At 41.8% G+C, this 21,555-nt stretch carries 15 protein-coding genes, 4 tRNA genes and 1 pseudogene; 10 read left to right on the forward strand and 10 right to left on the reverse strand.

All coding sequences use genetic code 11. The annotated features are described in order from the left end of the window. Positions 1-79: 79 nt before the first annotated feature. From FTU36_RS01465 to glyQ, 3 genes are all read right to left on the reverse strand, one after another. Positions 80-553: a hypothetical protein gene (locus tag FTU36_RS01465; protein WP_180007118.1), complete on the reverse strand. Its 474-nt coding sequence runs from the start codon at positions 551-553 to the stop codon at positions 80-82. 107 nt (positions 554-660) lie between these two features. After that, positions 661-2,730: a glycine--tRNA ligase subunit beta gene (glyS, locus tag FTU36_RS01470; protein WP_180116673.1), complete on the reverse strand. Its 2,070-nt coding sequence runs from the start codon at positions 2,728-2,730 to the stop codon at positions 661-663. Then, positions 2,730-3,713 carry a glycine--tRNA ligase subunit alpha gene (gene glyQ / locus FTU36_RS01475; protein ID WP_078192785.1) on the reverse strand — a complete coding sequence of 328 codons (984 nt, stop codon included), beginning with the start codon at positions 3,711-3,713 and terminating at the stop codon, positions 2,730-2,732. Before glyQ ends, glyS begins: the two co-directional genes overlap by 1 nt. A 200-nt stretch (positions 3,714-3,913) precedes the next feature. On the opposite strand from glyQ, the gene FTU36_RS01480 reads away from it, so the two are divergent. Next, positions 3,914-4,426 (forward strand): hypothetical protein, encoded by a 513-nt coding sequence (locus tag FTU36_RS01480; RefSeq protein WP_180089023.1) that lies wholly within the window; start codon positions 3,914-3,916, stop codon positions 4,424-4,426. Between the two features lie 258 nt (positions 4,427-4,684). After that, positions 4,685-5,791, forward strand: coding sequence for an HPP family protein (locus tag FTU36_RS01485; protein WP_180048808.1), 1,107 nt, complete (start codon positions 4,685-4,687; stop codon positions 5,789-5,791). A gap of 117 nt (positions 5,792-5,908) precedes the next feature. Here the strand turns inward: FTU36_RS01485 and FTU36_RS01490 are convergent, their stop codons facing one another. Further along, positions 5,909-6,166, reverse strand: a complete 258-nt coding sequence (locus tag FTU36_RS01490) for a PspC domain-containing protein (RefSeq protein ID WP_180116674.1) — start codon at positions 6,164-6,166, stop codon at positions 5,909-5,911. 300 nt (positions 6,167-6,466) lie between these two features. Between FTU36_RS01490 and FTU36_RS01495 the strand changes: the two genes are divergently transcribed. Then, positions 6,467-7,120, forward strand: a complete 654-nt coding sequence (locus tag FTU36_RS01495; RefSeq protein WP_180116675.1) for a hypothetical protein — start codon at positions 6,467-6,469, stop codon at positions 7,118-7,120. Positions 7,121-7,242: 122 nt separating this feature from the next. Here FTU36_RS01495 and FTU36_RS01500 read toward each other — a convergent pair. The 6 genes from FTU36_RS01500 to FTU36_RS01525 form a co-directional block, all read right to left on the reverse strand. Next, positions 7,243-7,318, reverse strand: a tRNA-Lys gene (locus FTU36_RS01500). A 262-nt stretch (positions 7,319-7,580) separates the two neighbouring features. Next, positions 7,581-7,656, reverse strand: a tRNA-Lys gene (locus FTU36_RS01505). A gap of 49 nt (positions 7,657-7,705) precedes the next feature. Beyond that, a tRNA-Lys gene (locus FTU36_RS01510) sits at positions 7,706-7,781 on the reverse strand. A 21-nt stretch (positions 7,782-7,802) separates the two neighbouring features. Continuing rightward, a tRNA-Lys gene (locus FTU36_RS01515) sits at positions 7,803-7,878 on the reverse strand. A 140-nt stretch (positions 7,879-8,018) separates the two neighbouring features. Next, positions 8,019-9,860, reverse strand: coding sequence for a long-chain-acyl-CoA synthetase (locus FTU36_RS01520; RefSeq protein WP_180062897.1), 1,842 nt, complete (start codon positions 9,858-9,860; stop codon positions 8,019-8,021). A gap of 185 nt (positions 9,861-10,045) precedes the next feature. Next, positions 10,046-13,474, reverse strand: a complete 3,429-nt coding sequence (locus tag FTU36_RS01525) for an Rne/Rng family ribonuclease (RefSeq protein WP_180048811.1) — start codon at positions 13,472-13,474, stop codon at positions 10,046-10,048. Positions 13,475-13,868: 394 nt separating this feature from the next. Here FTU36_RS01525 and FTU36_RS16870 point away from each other — a divergent pair. The 7 genes and pseudogenes from FTU36_RS16870 to FTU36_RS01555 all read left to right on the forward strand — a co-directional run bounded on the left by FTU36_RS16870 (position 13,869) and on the right by FTU36_RS01555 (position 21,329). After that, a pseudogene (locus FTU36_RS16870) lies at positions 13,869-14,177 on the forward strand (hypothetical protein). Positions 14,178-14,232: 55 nt separating this feature from the next. Continuing rightward, entirely contained in the window at positions 14,233-15,204 is a 972-nt protein-coding gene (locus FTU36_RS01530) for an RluA family pseudouridine synthase (RefSeq protein WP_078189751.1), read from the forward strand. A 152-nt stretch (positions 15,205-15,356) separates the two neighbouring features. Further along, positions 15,357-16,025 (forward strand): HAD-IA family hydrolase, encoded by a 669-nt coding sequence (locus FTU36_RS01535; protein WP_180116676.1) that lies wholly within the window; start codon positions 15,357-15,359, stop codon positions 16,023-16,025. Positions 16,026-16,717: 692 nt separating this feature from the next. Continuing rightward, on the forward strand, positions 16,718-17,515 hold the full coding sequence (gene mhpD, locus FTU36_RS01540; RefSeq protein WP_078189749.1) for a 2-keto-4-pentenoate hydratase: 798 nt from the start codon (positions 16,718-16,720) through the stop codon (positions 17,513-17,515). 36 nt (positions 17,516-17,551) lie between these two features. Next, entirely contained in the window at positions 17,552-18,448 is an 897-nt protein-coding gene (locus FTU36_RS01545) for an acetaldehyde dehydrogenase (acetylating) (protein ID WP_180048814.1), read from the forward strand. Positions 18,449-18,459: 11 nt separating this feature from the next. Next, the gene (gene dmpG / locus FTU36_RS01550; RefSeq protein WP_180116677.1) at positions 18,460-19,479 is read left to right on the forward strand and encodes a 4-hydroxy-2-oxovalerate aldolase; all 1,020 of its coding nucleotides are present in this window, start codon (positions 18,460-18,462) and stop codon (positions 19,477-19,479) included. Between the two features lie 569 nt (positions 19,480-20,048). Then, the gene (locus FTU36_RS01555) at positions 20,049-21,329 is read left to right on the forward strand and encodes an OprD family outer membrane porin (protein ID WP_180116678.1); all 1,281 of its coding nucleotides are present in this window, start codon (positions 20,049-20,051) and stop codon (positions 21,327-21,329) included. Positions 21,330-21,555 lie beyond the last annotated feature (226 nt).

Genomic DNA, 21,555 nt, shown 5'->3' on the forward strand with positions numbered 1-21,555 from the left:
CGTATTTCAAACCGTCTCATTGAATTATCAGGACGTTATTCTAAATAACCCATGAAGCCTTAGCTGGTTTATTTAGCGATTAAAGTTTTGGCAAAAAGAACAACAACACAAGGCCACCCAATACTCCACCGATAATGAGCCAATCTTTCTTACGCATATCTGCAACACGAATTACTGAAAAATACAGGCTGCTAAAAAATAGAAAAACGAAGACAAATAGCACGAGGGGATTATTGAATATAAATTTAGTACTGCCCAATAAAACGAAAATGGTTGTGCTCGACAACCAATACACCAAACTTAAAACAAATTTTGAAAGCGTTAAGTAACGCACAGTGCGGTCTAATCTTGGCAAAGTCACCGCAAGGATGACGATTCCAATAAATCCACCCAAAACAGAAATAATCAAAAAGAATAAAGCACCCATATCTGGCTTGTTTGGAATGTATGGATAAACCTTCCAAAGGTAAAAGCTGCATGCCATCAATACTGTATGTAAGATAAAAAGATAGAGATCTGGGCGGTAAGGATGATTGACTGTAATACTTTTCATATATTGTTCTTATCAAAAAATCCCGCTATTTCTAACAGGATTTTACCTAGATTTCAAACGGCATAAAAAAACCCGCTTTAAAGCGAGTTTTTAATTAATGCTTAAACTTAGTGCTGTAACACTGAAATATCAGCCACTTTCGTAAACAAGTCACGAAGTTGTGCAAGCATACGTAAACGGTTTGCTTTTAGGTCAGCATCATCTGCCATCACCATCACACCGTCAAAGAACGCATCAACAGGCGCACGAAGTGCAGCAAGTGCAGACAACGCAGCAGTGTAATCTTTCGCAGCAAATAACGGCTCAACCACAGGTGTGATTTTCGCAAGTTCAGCGAACAATGCTTTTTCAGCATCTTCAACTAAGTTTGCTTCAACGACATTTCCTTCAGGAGCAGCTTCTTTTGCAAGAATGTTTGCAACACGTTTGTTTGCAGCAGCAAGCGCAGCAGCTTCAGGTAAGTCACGGAAATGATTTACCGCATTTACACGTTTATCAAAATCAAGTGGCGATTTTGGAGAAAGTGCTTGAACAGCTTGAATCACATCTACAGCCACGCCTTGGTCTTCGTATTTCGCACGGTAACGACCTTCAAGGAATGCAACAGCATCCGCTAAAGTTTTATCGTGATCTTTAATCACATCGCCATAAGCAGCAAGTGCAAGTTTGATTAGATCTTCAATCGAAACATCTAAATCATTTTCAGTCACAAGACGCAAAATACCAATCGCAGAACGGCGTAATGCAAACGGGTCTTTAGAACCTGTAGGCGCCTGACCAATACCAAAAATACCTGTCAATGTATCTAAACGGTCAGCAAGCGCAAGCGTAGTACCTGTTTTGGTTTTTGGTAAAACGTCACCAGCAAATTTAGGTAAGTATTGTTCACCTAAAGATTCAGCAACTTCATCATTTTCGCCTTCAATACGTGCGTAGTAAGTACCCGCAATACCTTGAAGCTCAGGGAATTCACCCACAAGTTCAGACGTTAAGTCGCATTTTGCAAGGAGGGCAGCTTTTTCAGCATCTGCTGGGTTTGCCCCAGTGATTGCAGAAAGTGCAACAGCCAAAGTCGCAATACGTTCAGACTTGTTCCATAGTGTACCAAGTTCTGCTTGGAAGACCATGTTTGCAAGTTTCTCTTTACGAGATGCAAGCGGTTGCTTTTGATCTTGTAAAAAGAAGAATTCAGCATCTGACAAACGCGGACGTACAACTTTTTCATTACCTTCAATAATTTGAGTCGGATCTTTCGACTCAATATTTGACACTGTAATGAAGTAAGGTTGAAGTTTATTGTCGCTATTCACTAAGCAGAAATATTTTTGGTTGTCCTGCATCGTCGTGATGAGTGCTTCTTGAGGAACAGCAAGGAAGCGTTCTTCAAAGCTTGCACGAAGCGCAACTGGCCATTCAACCAATGCTGTTACTTCGTCACGTAAGTCCGCAGGGACAATCGCAATGGCATTTACTTCATCAGCCAAAGTTTTGACTTGTTGGTCGATGATGGCTTGGCGCTCTTCAAAGTTTGCAATCACTTTTGCAGTACGAAGGGCATCAAGATAAGCATCGGCATTTGCAAGTGTAATTGCTTCAGGCGCATGGAAACGGTGACCATAAGTCACGTTGCCTGCTTGGTGATCCTGAATGGTTGCTTCAATTACATCACTGTCTTTCAACAACACAACCCATTTTACAGGACGTACAAACTCAGTACGGCTTGCAGCAGAACGCATGCGTTTTGCAATTGGCAAGTTGTCTAAAGCGGCTTGTAAAATTTGTGGAAGTAAAACATCAAGGCTTTGACCTTTTACATCTTTTAAGTAGCACACTTTTTCAACTTTACCTGCTTGGAAAGTTGAAACTTGATCAACCGTAATGCCTTGACCGCGCATAAAGCCTTCAAGCGCTTTAGTTGGTTTGCCTTCGGCATCAAACGCTGCTTGTTTAGCAGGGCCGTCGAAACGTTTTTGAGTGTCGGCTTGCGCAGCATCGACATTCACAATTTTAAGTGCAAGGCGGCGTGGTGCTGCATATGCTTCGATTGAATCGAATGCTAGACCTGCGTCTTTTAAGCCTTTTACCGTTTCTGCATGTAGCGCGTCACGTAATTTTTTTAAACTTTTTGGTGGAAGTTCTTCGCAGCCTAATTCGAACAATACTGTATGTTTAGACATTATTTGCTCTCCTTAGATTCTACTTTTGCTTCAGCTTCAACTTGTGCTTTTAACTGAGCTAATACTTCGTCACGTAAAGCAGGTTCTGCCATCGGGAAGCCAAGCTTCGCACGCGCAGCGACATAACTTTGGGCAATCGCACGAGCCAATGTACGTACACGTAAAATATAACGTTGACGTTCAGTTACTGAAATTGCGCCACGTGCATCAAGCAAGTTAAAGCTATGCGATGCTTTAATTACTTGTTCATAGGCAGGCAGTGGAAGTTCAGCTTCCATTAAACGAGTCGCTTCAGCTTCATAGAAGTCGAATAATTCAAACATTTTTTCAACGTTGGCATATTCGAAGTTATAAGTTGATTGTTCAACTTCATTTTGGTGGAACACGTCACCGTAAGTTACTGTACCGAATTGACCTTTGGTCCAAACCAAGTCGTAAACTGAGTCTACACCTTGCAAGTACATCGCAAGACGTTCAAGACCGTAAGTGATTTCGCCAGTTACAGGGTAGCATTCAACACCACCGACTTGTTGGAAGTAAGTGAACTGAGTCACTTCCATACCGTTTAACCAAACTTCCCAACCTAAGCCCCATGCGCCAAGTGTTGGAGATTCCCAGTTGTCTTCCACGAAACGAATGTCGTGAACAAGGGTATCAATACCAATGGCTTTTAATGAATCTAAGTACAACTGTTGGATGTTGTCTGGGTTTGGCTTCAACACGACTTGGAATTGGTAGTAGTGTTGTAGGCGGTTTGGGTTCTCACCATAACGGCCATCTTTAGGACGACGAGAAGGCTGAACATAAGCCGCGTTCCAAGTTTCAGGGCCTAAAGCACGTAGGAAAGTTGCAGTGTGGAAAGTACCTGCACCCATTTCCATATCGTAAGGTTGTAACACTACACAACCTTGTTCAGCCCAGTAGTTTTGTAAGGCAAGAATTAAGCCTTGGAAGGTATCAATATGCGATATGGCGCGACTCATGGTCATCCACTTAAAATTAGATAAAAATTGTGCTCAATTATAAGGATTTTGGGGGTGTGTGGCAAAGGGTTAATCATTCTTGAATCAAGCTTTGATGTTTTAATGATGCGCAGAATTTTATATTTTCCTATTGTACAGAATAAAAACGAAGTTACTTGTGGCATAAAGTGGATGAATAAATTGAATGATGAGCGATAACAATGTTTAAGAAGTCTTTTATTGTGATAAGTATGGTGCTATCTGCCTGTAGTACGACGCCTGTAGCTTTGTATTCAGATTCATCACTTCACGCTTCAAAAATTGCGACTATTACAAATTCTTGCAACGCAGAATGTAAGAAGGTGATTAAACAGCAGTTAGTGGTCAGCTCAAAGTATCAAATGAGCGAAGGTCTTTTGCTTGAGGTCAATGGTCAGCAGGGGACTCGAAAAGTCACACGAGGAATGGCTTTTGACTCACCTATTCACGGACGGTTTACCACCGCTGTAGAACAGGGAAAAACTGAGCTCGTCATTGATCATAATTCACAGCTAGTTATCGCTCGTCCAGCTCGATTCACAGTTGATTTATTGGGTGGGCATAATTATGTGATTGGACGTATTCGAGTTGAACGAATCCCTTCGGCTTATTATGAATGGTTTCCTATTGTGTATGATGAAACAGCTCAGAAAATTATTTATGGCAGTGAAGATTTAATTGATCAAGATGAATAAGCTGACCGCCTAAATGTTCCTTTGTTTTAGTGAGTACAGATGTGAGCGCTGATAGATTTTTTATTTTAATTATCAGTAATATATAATGAGAATTTTAGGCTCATTTCTTGGGATAAAACTACGCAAGTAAGCGGCGTATACATCATTCAAAAGAATCAAAAGTAAAATTTATAAGATAAAGATGTAAGTTGAATACATCTTATTGCTTGCATGGCTTTATAATTGCCACATCTCGCAAAACAACAAACAAGGTATCTCGTGTTTCACGCAAAATCAGCTTGGCTTAATACGCTTAAACCCAACTTTAAAGTTTTACCATTAAAAGATCGCATCCTATGTGGGGTAGGTGCTTTGCTTGGCTTGAGTATTTCTTCGCTGATTAGTTGGTTAGCGCTAGGTGACTTAAATGCATGGTATATCGCCCCGATGGGCGCATCGTCTGTGCTGCTCTTTGCTGTACCTGCTAGTCCTTTGGCACAGCCGTGGAATATGGTGGTCGGTAATAGTCTTGCGGCTTTGATTGGCGTGACTTGTGCGATGTATATTCCTAATTTAACCGAAGCTTTTAGTATCGCAGTTGCATTAGCGATTATCTTAATGATGACCACGGACTCATTGCATCCACCGAGTGGGGCAGTAGCGATTACCGCGGTATTAGGCGGAGAGGCAGTCCATGATTTAGGCTACGCCTTTCTCTTCTATCCAGTGCTTTTAAATTCGGTACTGCTGATGGTGGTTGCTATTATTTATAACCGATTACTAGGTAAGCAGTATCCACAAAAAGCACAAGTTAATACACGGACGACAGATCCAACACCGACACAAAAAGTGTCGATTCAACCTGCGGATATTCAGCAAGTCTTAGAACAGCAAAGTCAGTTACTCGATATCAGTGAATACGACCTACAAAAAATCATTTTAGAAGCACAGCAGTTAGCTAGTCGTCGTGGTCTAAGCCAGTTTCATTGTCGTGATCTCATGAGCCAGCAAGTGATTAGCTTGCGTGCAGAAGATGATATTCAGTCAGCGTTGGAAAAGTTTAAACAAGTCAATTTGATGAGTTTGCCTGTGGTGAGTGATTTGGATCGCTTGGTGGGAAATTTGGCTTTATATGATGTGGTGGAATGGTTTAAACGGGCCGCAGACCCCAAAGCCAGTTGGGAAAATCACGTTTATCAAATTATGAATCCCAAAGTGGTGACCGTGCAGCCGGATCAACCCATTCAAGATTTAGTGCCTTATTTTGTGGAAAGATCTTTTAATTATATTCCAGTCGTTGAGCAAAAACGGTTGGTGGGAATGATTAGCCGTGCCGATATGATTGCCGCCTTATATCAACAGCTAAATCAGCAAACAAAATCTTAAGCCTTAAACTTTGATTTAAATTCATCAGACTTAAATATGGCTTTGCCAATATATAGGCAAAAAAAAGCTACGGAATCTTGGGGGAGAAACCGTAGCGACCAACTGGGTCAAAGGATTTTAACGTCTGTCATCATTCACAGTACGAATAGGGTCTGAATAGCCATTGGTACGGAAAAAGTTATCTTGTGCTTTAGGCATGACTAACCATAAAACCAAGTACACCAAAATACCGGGAAAGGCTGCGCTTAAGCATGATACAAAGATAAAAATAATACGCAGTAAATTTGCGTTCCAACCAAAACGTTCAGCAATACCCCCCATCACACCAGCAATTATGTTAGAGCGGTTTGAGCGATATAAACCAACATTGGCCATTCAGGTCTCCTTCAAAAAAGAATAAATTTGAATATTTCCAAATTCATATTATAGAAATGGTGACAAGCTTTGCGATTTAAAGGGTGCAGAAAAAAAATTAAGTAAAGTTATGTAATTTGAAGAATTGGTTTGATTAGTTTGCCTTTAAAATAGCTTGAGTATTAATTAAATATCAACGATAACAATGAGATATGATTAACATATATCGCAAATATATGTATACAGCGTTGATTTTTTGATTACAATATTAAGTCAGCAAGAACTGAAAAAACCAATGAATGATTGGTCTTGGCACATTATATGAAAACATCGGCTTCACCTTTTTTGATGAAATTTGCATATCTTTCAGTGTTTGCAGGAGTGTTCAGCCTCTCTTTTATTGGTTGTAGTCCAACGCATCAACCCGCAGCGGAAAAGGGTGAAAGTTCAGCATCAACTGTCGCATCGGAAGTTCAAGCGAAGCAAGATCATGGAAAAAAATTAATCCAAGTGGCAGGGCAGGCGACATTGCCGAATGACGAGGACATAAAGTCAGCTCCTGTTCCTGAGCATGCCAAAATTTTTATTGGACGTTTTCATGCCAAAGTAAAATGCGATGACAGTTTTATTCCATGCCCAGAAGGCGATGCGGAGTTCATTCTTAACTTATTGCCAGATGGCACGGTACACCGCAGTATTATTCAAATTGGTAAAGTGTTTGCTGAAAAAACCAATACGCCAGGCATTAATGTGAAATACCGTAAGGATACGTGGAGTGTTAATGAAGCACATACCGAGCTGGTGGTTCATCGAAAAGAAGGCGTGAATTTCTATTATCATGTGATTAATGAAAATAAAATCACCATGGATTTAGACAAAATTCGTCAAGGTGAAGTCGACCGAAATCAGGAATTATTTTCTAAAGGCTATCCTCAGCCTCAACATGCCTATACCTTGGTGAAAGACCCAAATTAAATACTGCGAATGAAGTAAATAAAATTATAAATTGCGTTTGAGTGTCGGCGTGAAATTCGTAGTTCTTGGCTAATCGAATGGAATTAGCTAAAAAAAATTGAATTATTAATACGATATAGAATTGGTGGGTTGTGTGGGGTTCGAACCCACGACCAATAGATTAAGAGTCTACTGCTCTACCAACTGAGCTAACAACCCTGAGAAAATTTTAAAAGAGCATTTTAAAATTTTAGCAAGATAAACGAAGCGCGTAGTTTTGAATACTAGGGAATATTTGTTATCTAAAATTTTTCAGGTCAAATACTTCATCTAGCAAGACAAGAATGATACTTCGCAACATCGCTATAGCAAAATTTCGAGAATGGCGAATCAAAACCAGTAATGGTGATGGTTTGTCTTGGTCGGAACCTGCAGGTTTCTTTTTCTTCAACTGCCGGAAGAAAGAAGCCCTAAGAAAGAATGGTGGGTCGTCCGCGACTCGAACGCGGGACCAATAGATTAAAAGTCTACTGCTCTACCAACTGAGCTAACGACCCTTAGGGGGTATGCACAAGATTGTAATCTAAAACTGGCATTTTAGAAAGATGGTGGGTCGTCCGCGACTCGAACGCGGGACCAATAGATTAAAAGTCTACTGCTCTACCAACTGAGCTAACGACCCATCTTGTGGTATCGAAGGAAATGGTGGGTCGTCCGCGACTCGAACGCGGGACCAATAGATTAAAAGTCTACTGCTCTACCAACTGAGCTAACGACCCATTTCGCTTGATGGTGCGTATTGTAGCAAGATCTGCTTCAAGCGCAAGTAAAAAATCATAAACTTGCTTGTGTTTGATTATAAATACAACAAAGTAGCTCATTTTAGCGGATATCTGTCGCTAAAATGAGCGCTATTTGCTTAAAAACGGTATTTATATGCCTGAATATTGGCATAAATTTCAGGAGTTAAATCACAGTAAGCAGTTGCATTTGGCAGCAATACCAATAAACGTTCATCAGTTTGCTGAGGATCAAAAGCTTGTTCTTTCAGCTTGTTTTTTTGGTATTTAAATGTGCCTGTGGTTTCGACTTTTTTCTGTACACGTAAAAATACTGGCACGGCATAAGCTGGTAAGCATTTTTTAAATTGTAGAACCATTTCACTACAATCTTGTTCGTTGAGTTCGGCACCGTCGGTGAGCGTGATGGCAGCCATACCTGCACGGCCATTTGTATCTGGAATTTCTACGCCATAAACCACAGCTTCAGCAATTTTATCGTACTCACTCACCATATTTTCAACTTCAGTGGTTGAAACGTTTTCACCTTTCCAGCGGAAAGTATCACCTAGACGGTCGACAAATTGTGCATGGCGGAAGCCAATGTCACGAACCAAGTCGCCAGTGTTGAAGTATGAATCACCATGCTTGAATACATCTTTCATAATGACGGATTTGTTTTTTTCCGTGTCGGTATAGCCATCGAAAGGTGAGCGACGGGTAATTTTACCGATGAGTAAGCCAACTTCGCCTTTTTTAACTTTAATGCAGCGACCTTTAGCATCATGTACAGCTTCATTTTTTTCTTTATCAAACTGAATAATCGCATAAGGCGTTGGTGAAAAACCAACGGTATTGTCGAAGTTAAACACATTACTAAAGCCGACGTTGCCTTCACTTGAAGCATAGAGTTCAAGGACTTCTTCGACCCCAAAGCGTTCTTTAAACTTATCCCAAATGTTTGGTCGCATGCCGTTACCAATCATTTTTTTCACACGATGGCCTTTTTCAAGGTCTGAATGTGGAGCATCCATCAAATAGCGGCAAAGCTCGCCCACATAGCCAATGGCTGATGCATCAAATTTTTGTACATCTTTCCAAAATGAAGAGGTCGAGAACTTGCGACGCAGGGCAAGGGTGGCGCTACCGGCAATCACCCCACACCAACAAACTACAGTGCCTGTAGCGTGATAGAGCGGCAAAGTTACGTACATCACATCATCTTTATTCAGATTAAGGACGTGACCATATGTTCCATAAGCCAAAGTCCAACGGCTGTTGGTGAAAATCACCGCTTTAGGTAAGCCTGTTGTCCCAGAGGTGTAGATATAAAATAGGCCGTCTTTGCCTTTTACACTTGCAGTGGTGGGTGTGTTGAATTTTGGAAATTCATCAATCGCTTCTGCAAGGTTTAAGAAGCCTTTCGGTGCTTGACCAGCATCTACACGAGTGGCTTGATCTGCGAACCAATGTAAACGATCTGCAGCTACACTGAGATCATCACGAATCTCTTCTACAGCTTGACGGCATTCTTCGCCCACAATTACCGCAATTGGGTTCACTAAGTTGATGCTGTGTGTCAGGACTTTGCCGACTTGTGATGTATTGACCAAAGCACTGGTGACGCCAATTTTGGCTAAAGCCACGATGGTTGCCACGAGTTCAGATCGGTTTTCGATCATCACTGCAATCACATCACCTTTTTTTGCACCGAGTGCAAGGTAATAGTGACCAATTTGATTGGCCCATTCATTTAATTCGTTATAGGTATATTTTTGCTCTTCAAAATAAAGTGCATAACCCTTGGGATTACGCTTTACGGCTTTTTCAAATGCAATTCCCAAGCCTGCGGAAGTATTTGGGGTACGTAAATAGGCTTGCTTTAGACCACTCAACAGGTTGGGTACTTTGCTAATGAACGCGGGAATTTTTGCTGCAACATCAGCAATCCCAATAAGGTCGTGTTGTGTAGTTTGGCTCATGTGAATCCTATTTATTTTTCGTAATCCGATACGGTCTATTTCTTTGCAATGAAATTTGCAGCAAATTCTACAATTGTCTTTTAATCGTTTCGATCTAGTGCAATCAACCTAATTTGACAAAAGTATCAAAAAAAAACCAGTCACCGAAATGACTGGATTTTTTTATTCACCTGCAAAATAGCAAATTACTGCTCAGTTGCGGTGTTTGCTTTTTTCGGTGGACGACCGCGAGGACGACGAGGGCGTGCAGGTTTTTCACCTTCAGCGGCCGAGTTTTCGTCTACAGGAACCTCAACTTTCTTTTCCGCTTCAACGGCTTGAGCTTTTTCTTCTACTGGTTTAGTAGGAGCTTCAGACACTTCTTCCGTCTTTTCAGGCTGCGCACTCACATCCAGTTCAGCTTGAACGGGTGTCAGTACTTCAGCTTGAACGGGTTCAGGTGCTTCAGTTTGACCTGCAACGTCGGATACATTGGCTTCAACTGTAGCAGCTTTAGCTTCTGCAACTACAGGCGCCTCAATAGTAGTGTCTGCGACAGGCGTAGCTTCCACCTCAGCATGTGCTTTTGCTTGGTCTTGTTTCGCTTGTTCAGCGGCAAGTTTAGCAAGGCGACGACGCTCACGTGGGTCATTAGCAACACGTTTATCTGACACAGGCTTTGGTGGTGTCAAATCCAACATTGGCGCTGGTTCAGCTTCAGGTGCAGCTTTTGCAACTTGAACATCACGAGTGACAGGCTTTTTCTCTACAGCTGTTTCAGCTGCAGGTGCAGTCAAAGTTGCGGCATATTCTTCCGTGAATTTTTGCAATGCACGGTTGAATGTTGGAATTAAGCCAAATTGCTCAATCAGTACTGAGCAGTCTTCGCCGTATACATGCTTAATCAAGCTGCTTATAGTGTATTGACCTAGTGTCGGCACTTGAGATGGCGAAATTTTCGGAGCCTGTGCTTGTTGAGCACGAGCTTCACGCTGTTCACGGCGGCGCTGACGAGGGTCATTGCTTGCACGAGACGGTTTTTGCTGCGCATGCTGTGGTTTATGCGCTGCTTCTTTTGTTTCAGTCGCAGGTTTTTCCACTTTTTCTGCTTCAACGACAGCGGCTTTTTGGACTACTGGGGTTTCTACAGGTTTTTCAACTGCTGGGGTAGTATTTAGCGCTACGATTTCGCTTTGAGCTTGATCAACATTTACTACAAGTGCTGTTGGCATCACGTCTTGACGTGGTGCATCAACAACTTCAACTTTAGGTTGACGTTGATTGCGGTTTTCAGGTTGTTGCTCAGTTGCAACTTCCTGAGCAATCGCTTGCTCGTTCAATACGCTTTGATCGCGGTGGCGATTTGGGCGATTTGGACGTTGTTGGTTGTTGCGGTCACGACGTGGAACAGACTGCGGTTGCTCATTATTTTGAACATCTTGCTGTACTTGTTCGTTGTTGTGTTGACGGCGTGAGTTACGGCGGTTTTCACGTTGGTCTTGACGGTTGTCTTGGCGCGGTTCTTGACGTTCAGAACGTTGCTCTTGGCGTTCGTTTTGACGTGCTTCGTTATTACGCTGTTCTTGACGGTCTTGACGTGAAGGTTGTAACACTTCTTCATGAACTTGATGCGATTGAGCTTCTTGTTCACGTGGTTCTTTATGCTTAGTACGCTTTTTGTTGTGACGTTTTTCTTCACGGTCAGCTTTTTCTGAATGGCTGTCACGTTCTTGTTTGTGCACAACAGAAGAAGGCGCAAGGTAAGCATTATTGTCTACGACAATAACAGGCGCTGCCGATGCAGGGGTAATTTGACCAAACTGGCCACGGCTTGCAGCACCGCTATTTACCATTTGTTCAATTGCAGCAGCGGCATTGTTTGCAGTACGCGACTGGTCAACGGTTGCAGCTTGTTTTTGAACAAATAAGTTTTCTAACCATGCACATGGACTAGATGATGCTGCAGGAGCGGCAACTTGTGCTGGTGCTTGTTGAGCAGCAACGGGTTGTTGCTTATTCTTTTTGTGGCCTTTTTCTTGTTGTTGTACAGGTGCTTGTTGCTGAGCAGCAGCGGCCTGTTCTTCACCTAAATGCCATTCAGATGCTTCGTAACCCAATTCTTTTTCGCTAGAACGTGTCGCTTCAGTGCGTTCATAGCTTGTAGGTGCAAAACCTTCAGGGTTATACGAAATTTCGTAATGTGGTGTTTCTAGGTGAGGGTGTGGAAGTACAGTCACACGAACATTTGAAGTTTGTTCAAGATATACAAGGCTGTGACGCTTTTCATTCAATAAGAATGCAGCAATTTCAACAGGCACTTCAACTTGAACTTCACCATGACGTTCGCGTAGCGCAATTTCTTCCACTTTACGCATAATTGAAAGTGATAAAGAACGTAGGTCACGTACCATACCTGTGCCATGACAGCGTGGGCACACATAACCAGTGGCTTCTTCAAGCGATGGACGTAAGCGTTGACGGCTCATTTCCATCAAACCAAAGCGTGACAATTGACCGAATTGGATACGCGCACGGTCACTTTGTGTTGCTTCACGAAGTTTAGCTTCAACCATACGTTGGTTACGGTCTTTGGTCATGTCGATGAAGTCGATCACAACCAAACCACCGATATCACGTAAACGTAATTGGCGAGCAATTTCTTCTGCTGCTTCAAGATTGGTATTGAGCGCTGTATCTTCTACGTCGCTACCACGTGTTGATTTTGCAGAGTTAATATCAATTGAAACCAATGCTTCAGTTTGGTCAATCACAATTGAACCACCAGAAGGAAGTTTTACTTCACGCTCATAGGCCGTTTGGATTTGACTTTCGATACCAAAATGAGCAAATAACGGTTCATTTAAAGTATAAGTTTTTAATTTGTCGATTTGACGTGGCATCACAGCTTTAACAAAGTTATATGCTTCGTTATACGCTTGCTCAGAGTCAATCAGAATTTCAGCAACATCATCACGTAAATAGTCACGAATCGCACGTGTAACCACACCGGCTTCTTGGTGAACCAACATTGGTGATGGACCTGAACTTGATGTGCTTTGGATTTGTGCCCAAAGGTCAAGCAAGTGTTGCAGGTCAAGTTGCAGTTCTTCTTGAGAACGACCAATACCTGCAGTACGTACAATTACGCTCATGCCACGAGGGACATTTAAAGACGCCAACATTTCTTTCAATTCTTCACGAACTGAACCTGAAATTTGACGGCTAATACCGCCACCTTTCGGGTTGTTTGGCATCAATACCAAATAACGACCAGCAAGTGAGATAAATGTAGAAAGGGCAGCACCTTTATTACCACGTTCTTCTTTTTCCACTTGAACCAAAAGTTCAGTGCCTTCAGTGATCAATTCGCGGATGTTTGAAGTTTGGCGAGGATCTGCTTTGTAATAAGAATTGGCAATTTCGCGCATCGACAAGAAGCCTTGACGACCTGCACCGTATTCAACAAATACAGCTTCTAATGAAGGTTCTACGCGGGTCACATGACCTTTATAGATATTCGATTTTTTTTGTTCACGGGTACGATTCTCTAAGTCAAAATCGTAAAGACGCTGACCAGTGACAAGTGCAACGCGAATTTCTTCGGCATGTGTTGCATTAATCAACATACGTTTCATGGGTGTAACACCTAATAGTGATACACAGAAGAACATCGCCTGACTCGTAGCGAGCATCAGATAGCATGGATCAAGTTGCACAGATCGAAAAACATCATCTGTGCATGTGTACCGACCTTCTTTGGGTGGGCAACGATTTTTGATTCACGTATTGATGATGGCAATACGGCTTCAATCTTTTAAACGATTAAAGTCACCTGAACGCGTTTCACTGGCGGACAAACGGTGCATTGGATGTGAGTAACTTTCACTGTCACATTGCTCGAAGAGCATCTATTCATATCTGATAGAGCGTCTTGATACGGAATTATCATCGTACCTTTACAAACTGTGCAGATCCAATGCATCAAACGTTGTGGCCTGAACACGATTTCCAGGGAGCGACTGGTCTGATGTGTATCAGTTTACGTTTAAAAACCAACCTTGGTTGGCACATATTTTTTTGGGGCAAACTGTTTTATGTACCTACGGCACAATTAAACGCAACAGTTTGCAGTTTTGCCGATATAATAAGCCTTCGGCGTCGGCATAATTCTTTTGGGACCTTTCCGAGCTAAATGAGTAATTGCTTGAAAGTTCAATGACAGTAAATACTGAAATGAATCAACTTTTACTCAGTTACGGTGGTTTCCGTGCGCTGACTATATCAAACCTTGCATCATCTGCCTATGGGCTAAGCTTATGTTTCTTGCGAAAAGTATAGCTTAAATGATCAATTTTTAATCAATTTTAGTATTTTTTTAGGTCACAGTAACTGTATGAATTCTACGCAAGAATGGCAAAGCGTCACCTGGTTTGAAGTGGACGAGCATCAGGCGGGTCAACGTATTGATAATTTCCTGTTTAGTCGTCTGAAAGGTGTGCCTAAAAGTCGCATTTATCGTCTGATTCGTGAAAGCCAAGTCCGCGTCAATAAAAAACGCGTCAAAGCGGAAACCAAACTCAATATTGGTGACCAAGTTCGAGTTGCTCCAATTCGTTATGAGCAAAAAGATGAGTCTGCGGTTCCCGTATCGGACAAAGTGGCACAAAGTTTACTGAGCCGTGTGGTGTACGAAGATGAAGGCTTAATGGTGGTAAACAAACCTTCTGGTATTGCTGTTCACGGCGGTAGTGGTGTGGCGTATGGCTTGATCGAAGGCTTACGTGCCGCAACAGGGAAGAAATACCTTGAGCTGATTCACCGAATTGACCGCGACACTTCTGGTTTGGTGATGATTTCGAAAAAACGTAGTGTGTTAAAAAGCCTGCAAGACATGTTACGTGAGCACAAAATCCAAAAAACTTATGCTGCTGTGGTGAAAGGCGTGGTGAGTCTGGATAAGCAGCTGATTGATCAGCCTTTGCATCGTTACGAACTGGCAAATGGCGAGCGTCGTGTTCGTGTATCACCTAAAGAAGGTAAAGAGTCGAAGACGCTGTGGAACGTGAAAGAACGTTTTATGCATGCCACATTGGTGTATGCGTCTCCACTTTCGGGCCGTACCCATCAGATCCGTGTACATGGTTTAAGTATTGGTCATCCATTGGTGGGCGATGAAAAATACGGTCATGAAACTGAATACCGTGGTCCAAAGCCACGTCGTTTATGTCTGCATGCTATGCGTTTAGAAATTCCGGGTTACCAAACCATTGAAGCGCCATTGCCAGAAGATATGCAAAGCCTTGTGGCGCAGCTACGCGCGCAAAAAGCCGACAAAGTGGTGAAGTCTTCGGAAGATGACGAGTAAGTTTTAAATATTAGACTTCTCCCCCCTGAGCAGGACTGCTTCGTAAGTTTTCTTTCTCCCTCTCCTTTAAGGAGAGGGCCGGGGTGAGGTAAATAAATTGATGCACTCCAGAATCTGAATTACCAAACACTGAATCAAATCTAGGAAAACGTATGAACTCAGCTGTAAAACTAGTCATTTTCGATTGGGATGGCACTTTATTTGATTCTGTGGGTCAAATTGTAGCGAGTTTAAAATTTGCAGCAGATCAATATTCACAGCCGCTGACCGATGCTGATGCGAAAAGCATTATTGGTTTAGGTCTGCCGGAAGTCGCACAGCGGTTATTTCCGACGGTTCCTGAATTGCACAGCGACATTTTGCAAAGTTATGCCGATCACTATGTGGCCCATTCCAAAGGGGATATGTGGTTTGATGGTGTCGCGGATATGTTGCAGGAATTACGCGATGCCGGTCTACAATTGGCTGTTGCAACAGGAAAAAGTCGTAAAGGTCTAGACCGTGTCTTGGCTCAAACGCAAAGTCATGAGTTGTTTCGTGCGACACGTGCAGCCAGTGAAACCAAATCTAAGCCAGATCCGTTGATGTTGGCAGAAATTTTGGCGGAAACAGGACTACGTGCCGATCAAGCCATTATGGTTGGTGATACGTCGTATGATTTAGAAATGGCCCTCAATATTCAGATGCCACGTGTAGGTGTGAGCTATGGGGTGCATACGGTTGAAACCCTGCAACATTTTCACCCCCTACATATTGCACATACAGTCGATGATTTGGCGGAATTTCTACTGGAACACGTTAAATTGCGTCTCGCTGTCTAGTTGCGGATACAAACGAGTAAAAAGGTGAAACTGGTTTTCACCTTTTTTATTGCCAATCATAGGGGGTAATACATCATTCATCTTTTTTGAGAAGTATTGAACTGAATTATTTTAAAAAACTGATAACACTAGATTTTTTAACAATAACAAGCGGTCCTCAAGCTGATTTATCTGTGTAGTTTGGCGCGACTATTTGCTTTTTTAGCACAAGCCAGGATAGGGTTTTGTTTGAATTTTATGATTTATCTTGTTGTTATTTATTGAATTATTTTTATTTGAAGAAAGTGGCGTACTTAATTTATCATAATTGAACATTGTTATTCGGGTATTAGGCTGACGCTAAAATAATCTTTCAATCTTATCTTTTAGTCGTATAAGCCAAGTTTTTTGGTCGAGATTCAGATTTAAGGACGAAAAAAATAGTGAATTTTATTTAATTATTTTGACTTAAGTTTTTGAATATTAATAATAAATAATGATTAATTTATAGCTAATAGCTATAGTCATAAATAAAATAAGTATTGGTATTCACTTTCTAAAATCTCGATGCTAAATGCATCTAAACATAACGTGTAGTATGTCAAGTGAAATGCTTTAGGCGAATCCTGACATGACTTTCATCACTTTGATTTTGATGGTGATCGGGATGAAACACGTTGTGCATCCAATTTTTGCAGTTTAAGGAAACATTGATGTCGAATTCTGCTGTTGTTGAATCAGTTGCGCAAGCATTACGCGATGCGGAAGTAAATCAGGCTGCGATTGCACCGATCCGTCCACAACTTGGTGGTGAAAGTGCTGATGTAGATATTGCTTATGCCGTTCAAGAAGTGAATACCAAACGTGCGGTGGCAGAAGGTCGTCGCCTTGTAGGTCGTAAAATTGGCTTAACTTCAAAAGTTGTACAAGCGCAGTTAGGCGTTGATCAACCTGACTTCGGTATGTTGTTTGCTGACATGGCGTATGGCGATGGTGAAGAAATCCCTGCTGGTTTATTGATTCAGCCAAAAGTTGAAGCAGAAATTGCTTTGGTGATTAACCAAGATTTGACCAAAGAAAAACACACCTATGCAGACATTATTAGTGCAACAGAATATGCACTGCCTGCAATTGAAGTGGTCGATAGCCGTATCGAAAACTGGAAAATCTCGTTGATTGATACTGTGGCAGATAACGCATCTTCAGCAGGTTTTGTACTGGGTTCTAAGCCTGTAAAACTTGCAGATCTTGACCTTGTAAATTGCAAAATGGTCATGACGCGTGGTGAAGAAGTAGTTTCACAAGGTGTGGGTAAAGCATGTCTTTCTAACCCATTAAATGCAGCAGTGTGGTTGGCTGACGAAATGGTTCGTCGAGGTCGTCCATTGCTTGCAGGTGACATCGTATTGACCGGTGCTTTAGGCCCAATGGTTGTGGCAAATCCTGGTGATGAATTCAAAGTTGAAATTGAAGGCTTTGGTTCTGTGACTGCAGCATTTGCAGCGAAATAAGCTTGGGTTTTACGGAATTTTTAAGAGTACGCATTCATGAAAAAGATTAAATGTGCATTGATCGGTCCAGGGAACATTGGTACTGACTTGCTTTACAAACTTCAACGCAGCGAATTTTTAGAACCAGTATGGATGGTTGGTATTGACCCGACGTCTGAAGGTTTGGCTCGCGCTGCTAAAATGGGTTTAAAAACCACTGCTGAAGGCGTAGATGGTTTACTTGCACACGTAATTGAAGACGACATTAAAATCGCATTTGATGCAACTTCTGCCTATGTTCATGCTGAAAACAGCCGCAAATTAAATGAACTTGGCGTGTTAATGATTGACTTAACACCTGCTGCAATCGGTCCATTCTGCGTACCACCAGTAAACTTAGAAGCGTTATTGGACGCAGGTGAAGTTCCGAACGTCAACATGGTGACATGTGGTGGTCAGGCAACGATTCCTATGGTTGCTGCGATTTCACGAGTTCAGCCTGTTGAATACGGCGAAATCATTGCAACAGTTTCAACAAAATCTGTGGGTCCAGGTACACGTAAAAACATCGATGAATTTACCCGTACCACTGCAGGTGCGATTGAAAAAGTCGGTGGTGCTAAAGCAGGTAAAGCGATCATCATCATTAACCCGGCTGAGCCACCATTGATGATGCGTGATACTGTGCACTGTCTTGTTGAAGGTGAGCCAGATCAAGCTGCGATCACTGAATCAGTGCATGCGATGATCAAAGAAGTTCAAAAATACGTACCAGGTTACAAACTGGTGAATGGTCCTGTATTTGACGGTAACCGTGTTTCAATCTTCCTGGAAGTTGAAGGCCTGGGTGATTACCTGCCTAAATATGCCGGTAACCTTGACATCATGACTGCAGCTGCTGCGCGTACCGCAGAAATGTTTGCGGAACGCGTTTTAAACTCAGTTGAAGCATAAGGAGCGTCTTCATGTCTAAGATTATTATTAATGATATGACTTTACGTGATGGCATGCACCCAATGCGCCATCAAACTACACCTGAACAAATGGTTGCCATTGCAACTGCTTTGGATGATGCAGGTGTACCTTTAATCGAAGTTACGCATGGTGACGGCTTAGGCGGTAACTCTGTGAACTATGGTTTTGCAGCAGCAACCGATGAAGAATACCTAAAAGCGGTGATTCCAAACCTGAAACAGGCGAAAGTATCTGCACTTTTACTTCCTGGTATTGGTACGGTTGACCATTTGAAAATGGCACATGATGTTGGTGTAGCAACCATTCGTGTTGCAACGCACTCAACTGAAGCTGACGTTTCTGAACAGCACATTACTGCTGCACGTAAACTTGGCATGGACACTGTGGGCTTCTTGATGATGGCGCACATGGCGACACCAGAGAAATTACTCGAAGAAGCACAAAAAATGGTGTCTTACGGTGCAAACTGTATTTATGTAACAGACTCTGCAGGTTACATGCTTCCTCAAGATGTAACTGACCGTGTAGGTATCTTACGTGCAAACTTGGGTTCAGAGATTGAGCTCGGTTTCCATGGTCACCACAACTTAGGTATGGGCGTAGCAAATACGGTTGCTGCTGTTGAAGCTGGCGCGATTCGTGTCGATCTTGCATCTGCAGGTCTAGGTGCGGGTGCAGGTAACACACCACTTGAGTTATTCGTGGCTGTTGCGAACCGTATGCAAATGGAAACTGGCGTTGACTTGTTTAAAGTACAAGACATTGCTGAAGACCTTGTTATTCCAATGATGCACAACCCGATCCGTGCTGACCGTGATGCAGCAACTTTAGGTTATGCAGGTGTGTATTCTTCATTCCTATTGTTCGCAAAACGCGCTGAAGCGAAATACGGCGTATCTGCTCGTGAAATTCTTCTTGAGCTTGGTCGTCGTGGTACGGTTGGTGGTCAAGAAGACATGATCGAAGATTTAGCTTTAACAATGTCTAAAGCACGTGAATTACAAGCTTAATATTACTTAAGCAAAGTTCACTAAAAAGCACTCCATTTGGGGTGCTTTTTTTGTTTATCGCACATGAATTTTAGACAAGAGGCTGATGTTGTCGATTGGCCGATGATGTTGTTAAAAAGAGATTTTGCATGTCATAACAGCGTCATTGTGTGCTGAAACAATTCAACTTAATAAAACTGTTGAAAAATATGTTATTTTTTTGATCTAAACATTTGAAATTAATAGTTTTAATATATTATATTATTTGTTTTAAATATAAGTTTGGGGGCGAGATTAGGCCTCTGTTTTAAGGTGTTAAACTTAAAAGCAATAAGTAGCGTGTAGAACTTAATTAAAAACTTTAAAAAATAATTTTAACCATGATAAAACATTTACTTATTTAAACCATGTGGTAAATAAAGTGGAAAACAGTTATTGCTGAAAACTCTAAACAAAATCAGTCAAAATTACGCAATGAATCAGGATGAGATATTCATCGAAAAAACTTAATACTGTGGTCTGATTTCTCAAACTCGCATTGTTCAGCATGATAGCACCATAGCTTAATTTGATGATTTAGGAAGAGAGCCATGCGTCGTCAAAACTTATGGATAGCAATGCTTGCTGCGACAGCAACTTTAGGGACAACTGCATCTCATGCAGACTTTATTGGCGACAGTCAGGTTCAATTGAAATTTAAAAATTTCTATTTAGACCGTCAAATTGAAGATACGCCAAACAAAAACTGGGGTTCATGGAGTCAAGGCATCACACTGGATGCCAAATCAGGTTATCAGGATATTGGCGCGGGCATTCAAGTCGGCGCGGACCTGCTGGTACAGCATGCCTTTAAACTCAATGGCCGTGATACCAATGCAGACTTTATTTTGCCGCACGATGGTAAAGAATCAAAAGATAACTTTGGTAAAGTGGGTGTGACCCTTAAAGCCAAAGTGTCAAAAACTGAATTGAAAGTGGGCGAGCTATTGCCGGTATCTCCAGTGCTAGTATTTGATCCATCACGTCAGTTGCTGACTACTTACAGCGGTGCATGGCTGGAGTCGAAAGACCTGAAAGATACCAAGTTGACCGTGGCTTATATTGACGGTATTAATAATCGTTATGATAACCAGTTCCGTGATTTAACTTTATTTTCACCAGGTAAAGAGCTGCCGAATGGAAAAATAGGTCATTTTGACAACGGTCCAGCATCTGACGGGATGTATATTGCGGGGATTGATCACCAATTTACGCCTGAAATTGGTGGTAGCTACTGGTATGCCGATGTACAGGATATCTACCAACAGCACTATATAGGTGCGAACTACAAAACTAAACTGGGTGAAAAAGTCAAGTTAGACAGTCATATCCGCTATTTTGATAACTCGGATTCGGGTGACAAGCTCTATGGTGAAATTGATAACCAAGCGTTGTCGGTGGGGGCGAAAGTGAATTATGGCTCACATACATTTGGTTTAGGTTATCAACAAATGTTTGGTGATAATGCATTCCCAACACTGGGTGGATGGGTGCCGCAGCCGTACTTAGTCAACTGGGGTATAGCAACATTTACTGCAAAAAATGAAAAATCATGGGGCTTTACGTATGGTTATGACTTTGCAGAGCTTGGTGCGAAAGGCCTAAATGCTACAGCGGTTTACTTTACAGGTTCTGATGCAGAAATTGGTACTGCAAATGGCATCCTGAAAGATCAAAAATCTGATGAGCTTAACTTAATCGTGAACTACACCGTGCCTGAAGGTAAGTTGAAGGGCTTAGGCTTCCAGGCAATGTATATCGATGCCGATTTCGATTACAAATCTGACTTGCAAGAGTACCGTGTCGCGACAACTTATACCTATAAGTTCTAATTTCTCAGGATAAAAAAGAGGGAAGTGGATTCATTGCTTCCCTTTTTATTCGCTGGTTTATTTAAAAAAGAAATACCTCAAAGATTTTATGGATATATTTTTGAGTTATGTATTTAAAAACAATAACTTAAATTATAGTCTATTTGTTGTTTATGATCGTAAATATGTATCAGTTAGCAGTGGCTGAACAGGTAATATGAGACTGTAAAAACCACAAAATCCAAAA

The sequence above is a fragment of the Acinetobacter sp. YH12096 genome (assembly GCF_013419215.1).
In the GTDB taxonomy this organism is placed as follows: domain Bacteria; phylum Pseudomonadota; class Gammaproteobacteria; order Pseudomonadales; family Moraxellaceae; genus Acinetobacter; species Acinetobacter amyesii.

Excerpts from the sequence above, each read along its gene's own strand:
- FTU36_RS01465 (WP_180007118.1), bottom strand. The coding sequence starts at position 553 with ATGAAAAGTATTACAGTCAATCATCCTTACCGCCCAGATCTCTATCTT.
- glyS (WP_180116673.1), bottom strand. The coding sequence starts at position 2,730 with ATGTCTAAACATACAGTATTGTTCGAATTAGGCTGCGAAGAACTTCCA.
- glyQ (WP_078192785.1), bottom strand. The coding sequence starts at position 3,713 with ATGAGTCGCGCCATATCGCATATTGATACCTTCCAAGGCTTAATTCTT.
- FTU36_RS01480 (WP_180089023.1), top strand. The coding sequence starts at position 3,914 with ATGTTTAAGAAGTCTTTTATTGTGATAAGTATGGTGCTATCTGCCTGT.
- FTU36_RS01490 (WP_180116674.1), bottom strand. The coding sequence starts at position 6,166 with ATGGCCAATGTTGGTTTATATCGCTCAAACCGCTCTAACATAATTGCT.
- FTU36_RS01495 (WP_180116675.1), top strand. The coding sequence starts at position 6,467 with ATGAAAACATCGGCTTCACCTTTTTTGATGAAATTTGCATATCTTTCA.
- FTU36_RS01520 (WP_180062897.1), bottom strand. The coding sequence starts at position 9,860 with ATGAGCCAAACTACACAACACGACCTTATTGGGATTGCTGATGTTGCA.
- FTU36_RS01525 (WP_180048811.1), bottom strand. The coding sequence starts at position 13,474 with ATGAAACGTATGTTGATTAATGCAACACATGCCGAAGAAATTCGCGTT.
- FTU36_RS01530 (WP_078189751.1), top strand. The coding sequence starts at position 14,233 with ATGAATTCTACGCAAGAATGGCAAAGCGTCACCTGGTTTGAAGTGGAC.
- FTU36_RS01535 (WP_180116676.1), top strand. The coding sequence starts at position 15,357 with ATGAACTCAGCTGTAAAACTAGTCATTTTCGATTGGGATGGCACTTTA.
- mhpD (WP_078189749.1), top strand. The coding sequence starts at position 16,718 with ATGTCGAATTCTGCTGTTGTTGAATCAGTTGCGCAAGCATTACGCGAT.
- FTU36_RS01545 (WP_180048814.1), top strand. The coding sequence starts at position 17,552 with ATGAAAAAGATTAAATGTGCATTGATCGGTCCAGGGAACATTGGTACT.
- dmpG (WP_180116677.1), top strand. The coding sequence starts at position 18,460 with ATGTCTAAGATTATTATTAATGATATGACTTTACGTGATGGCATGCAC.
- FTU36_RS01555 (WP_180116678.1), top strand. The coding sequence starts at position 20,049 with ATGCGTCGTCAAAACTTATGGATAGCAATGCTTGCTGCGACAGCAACT.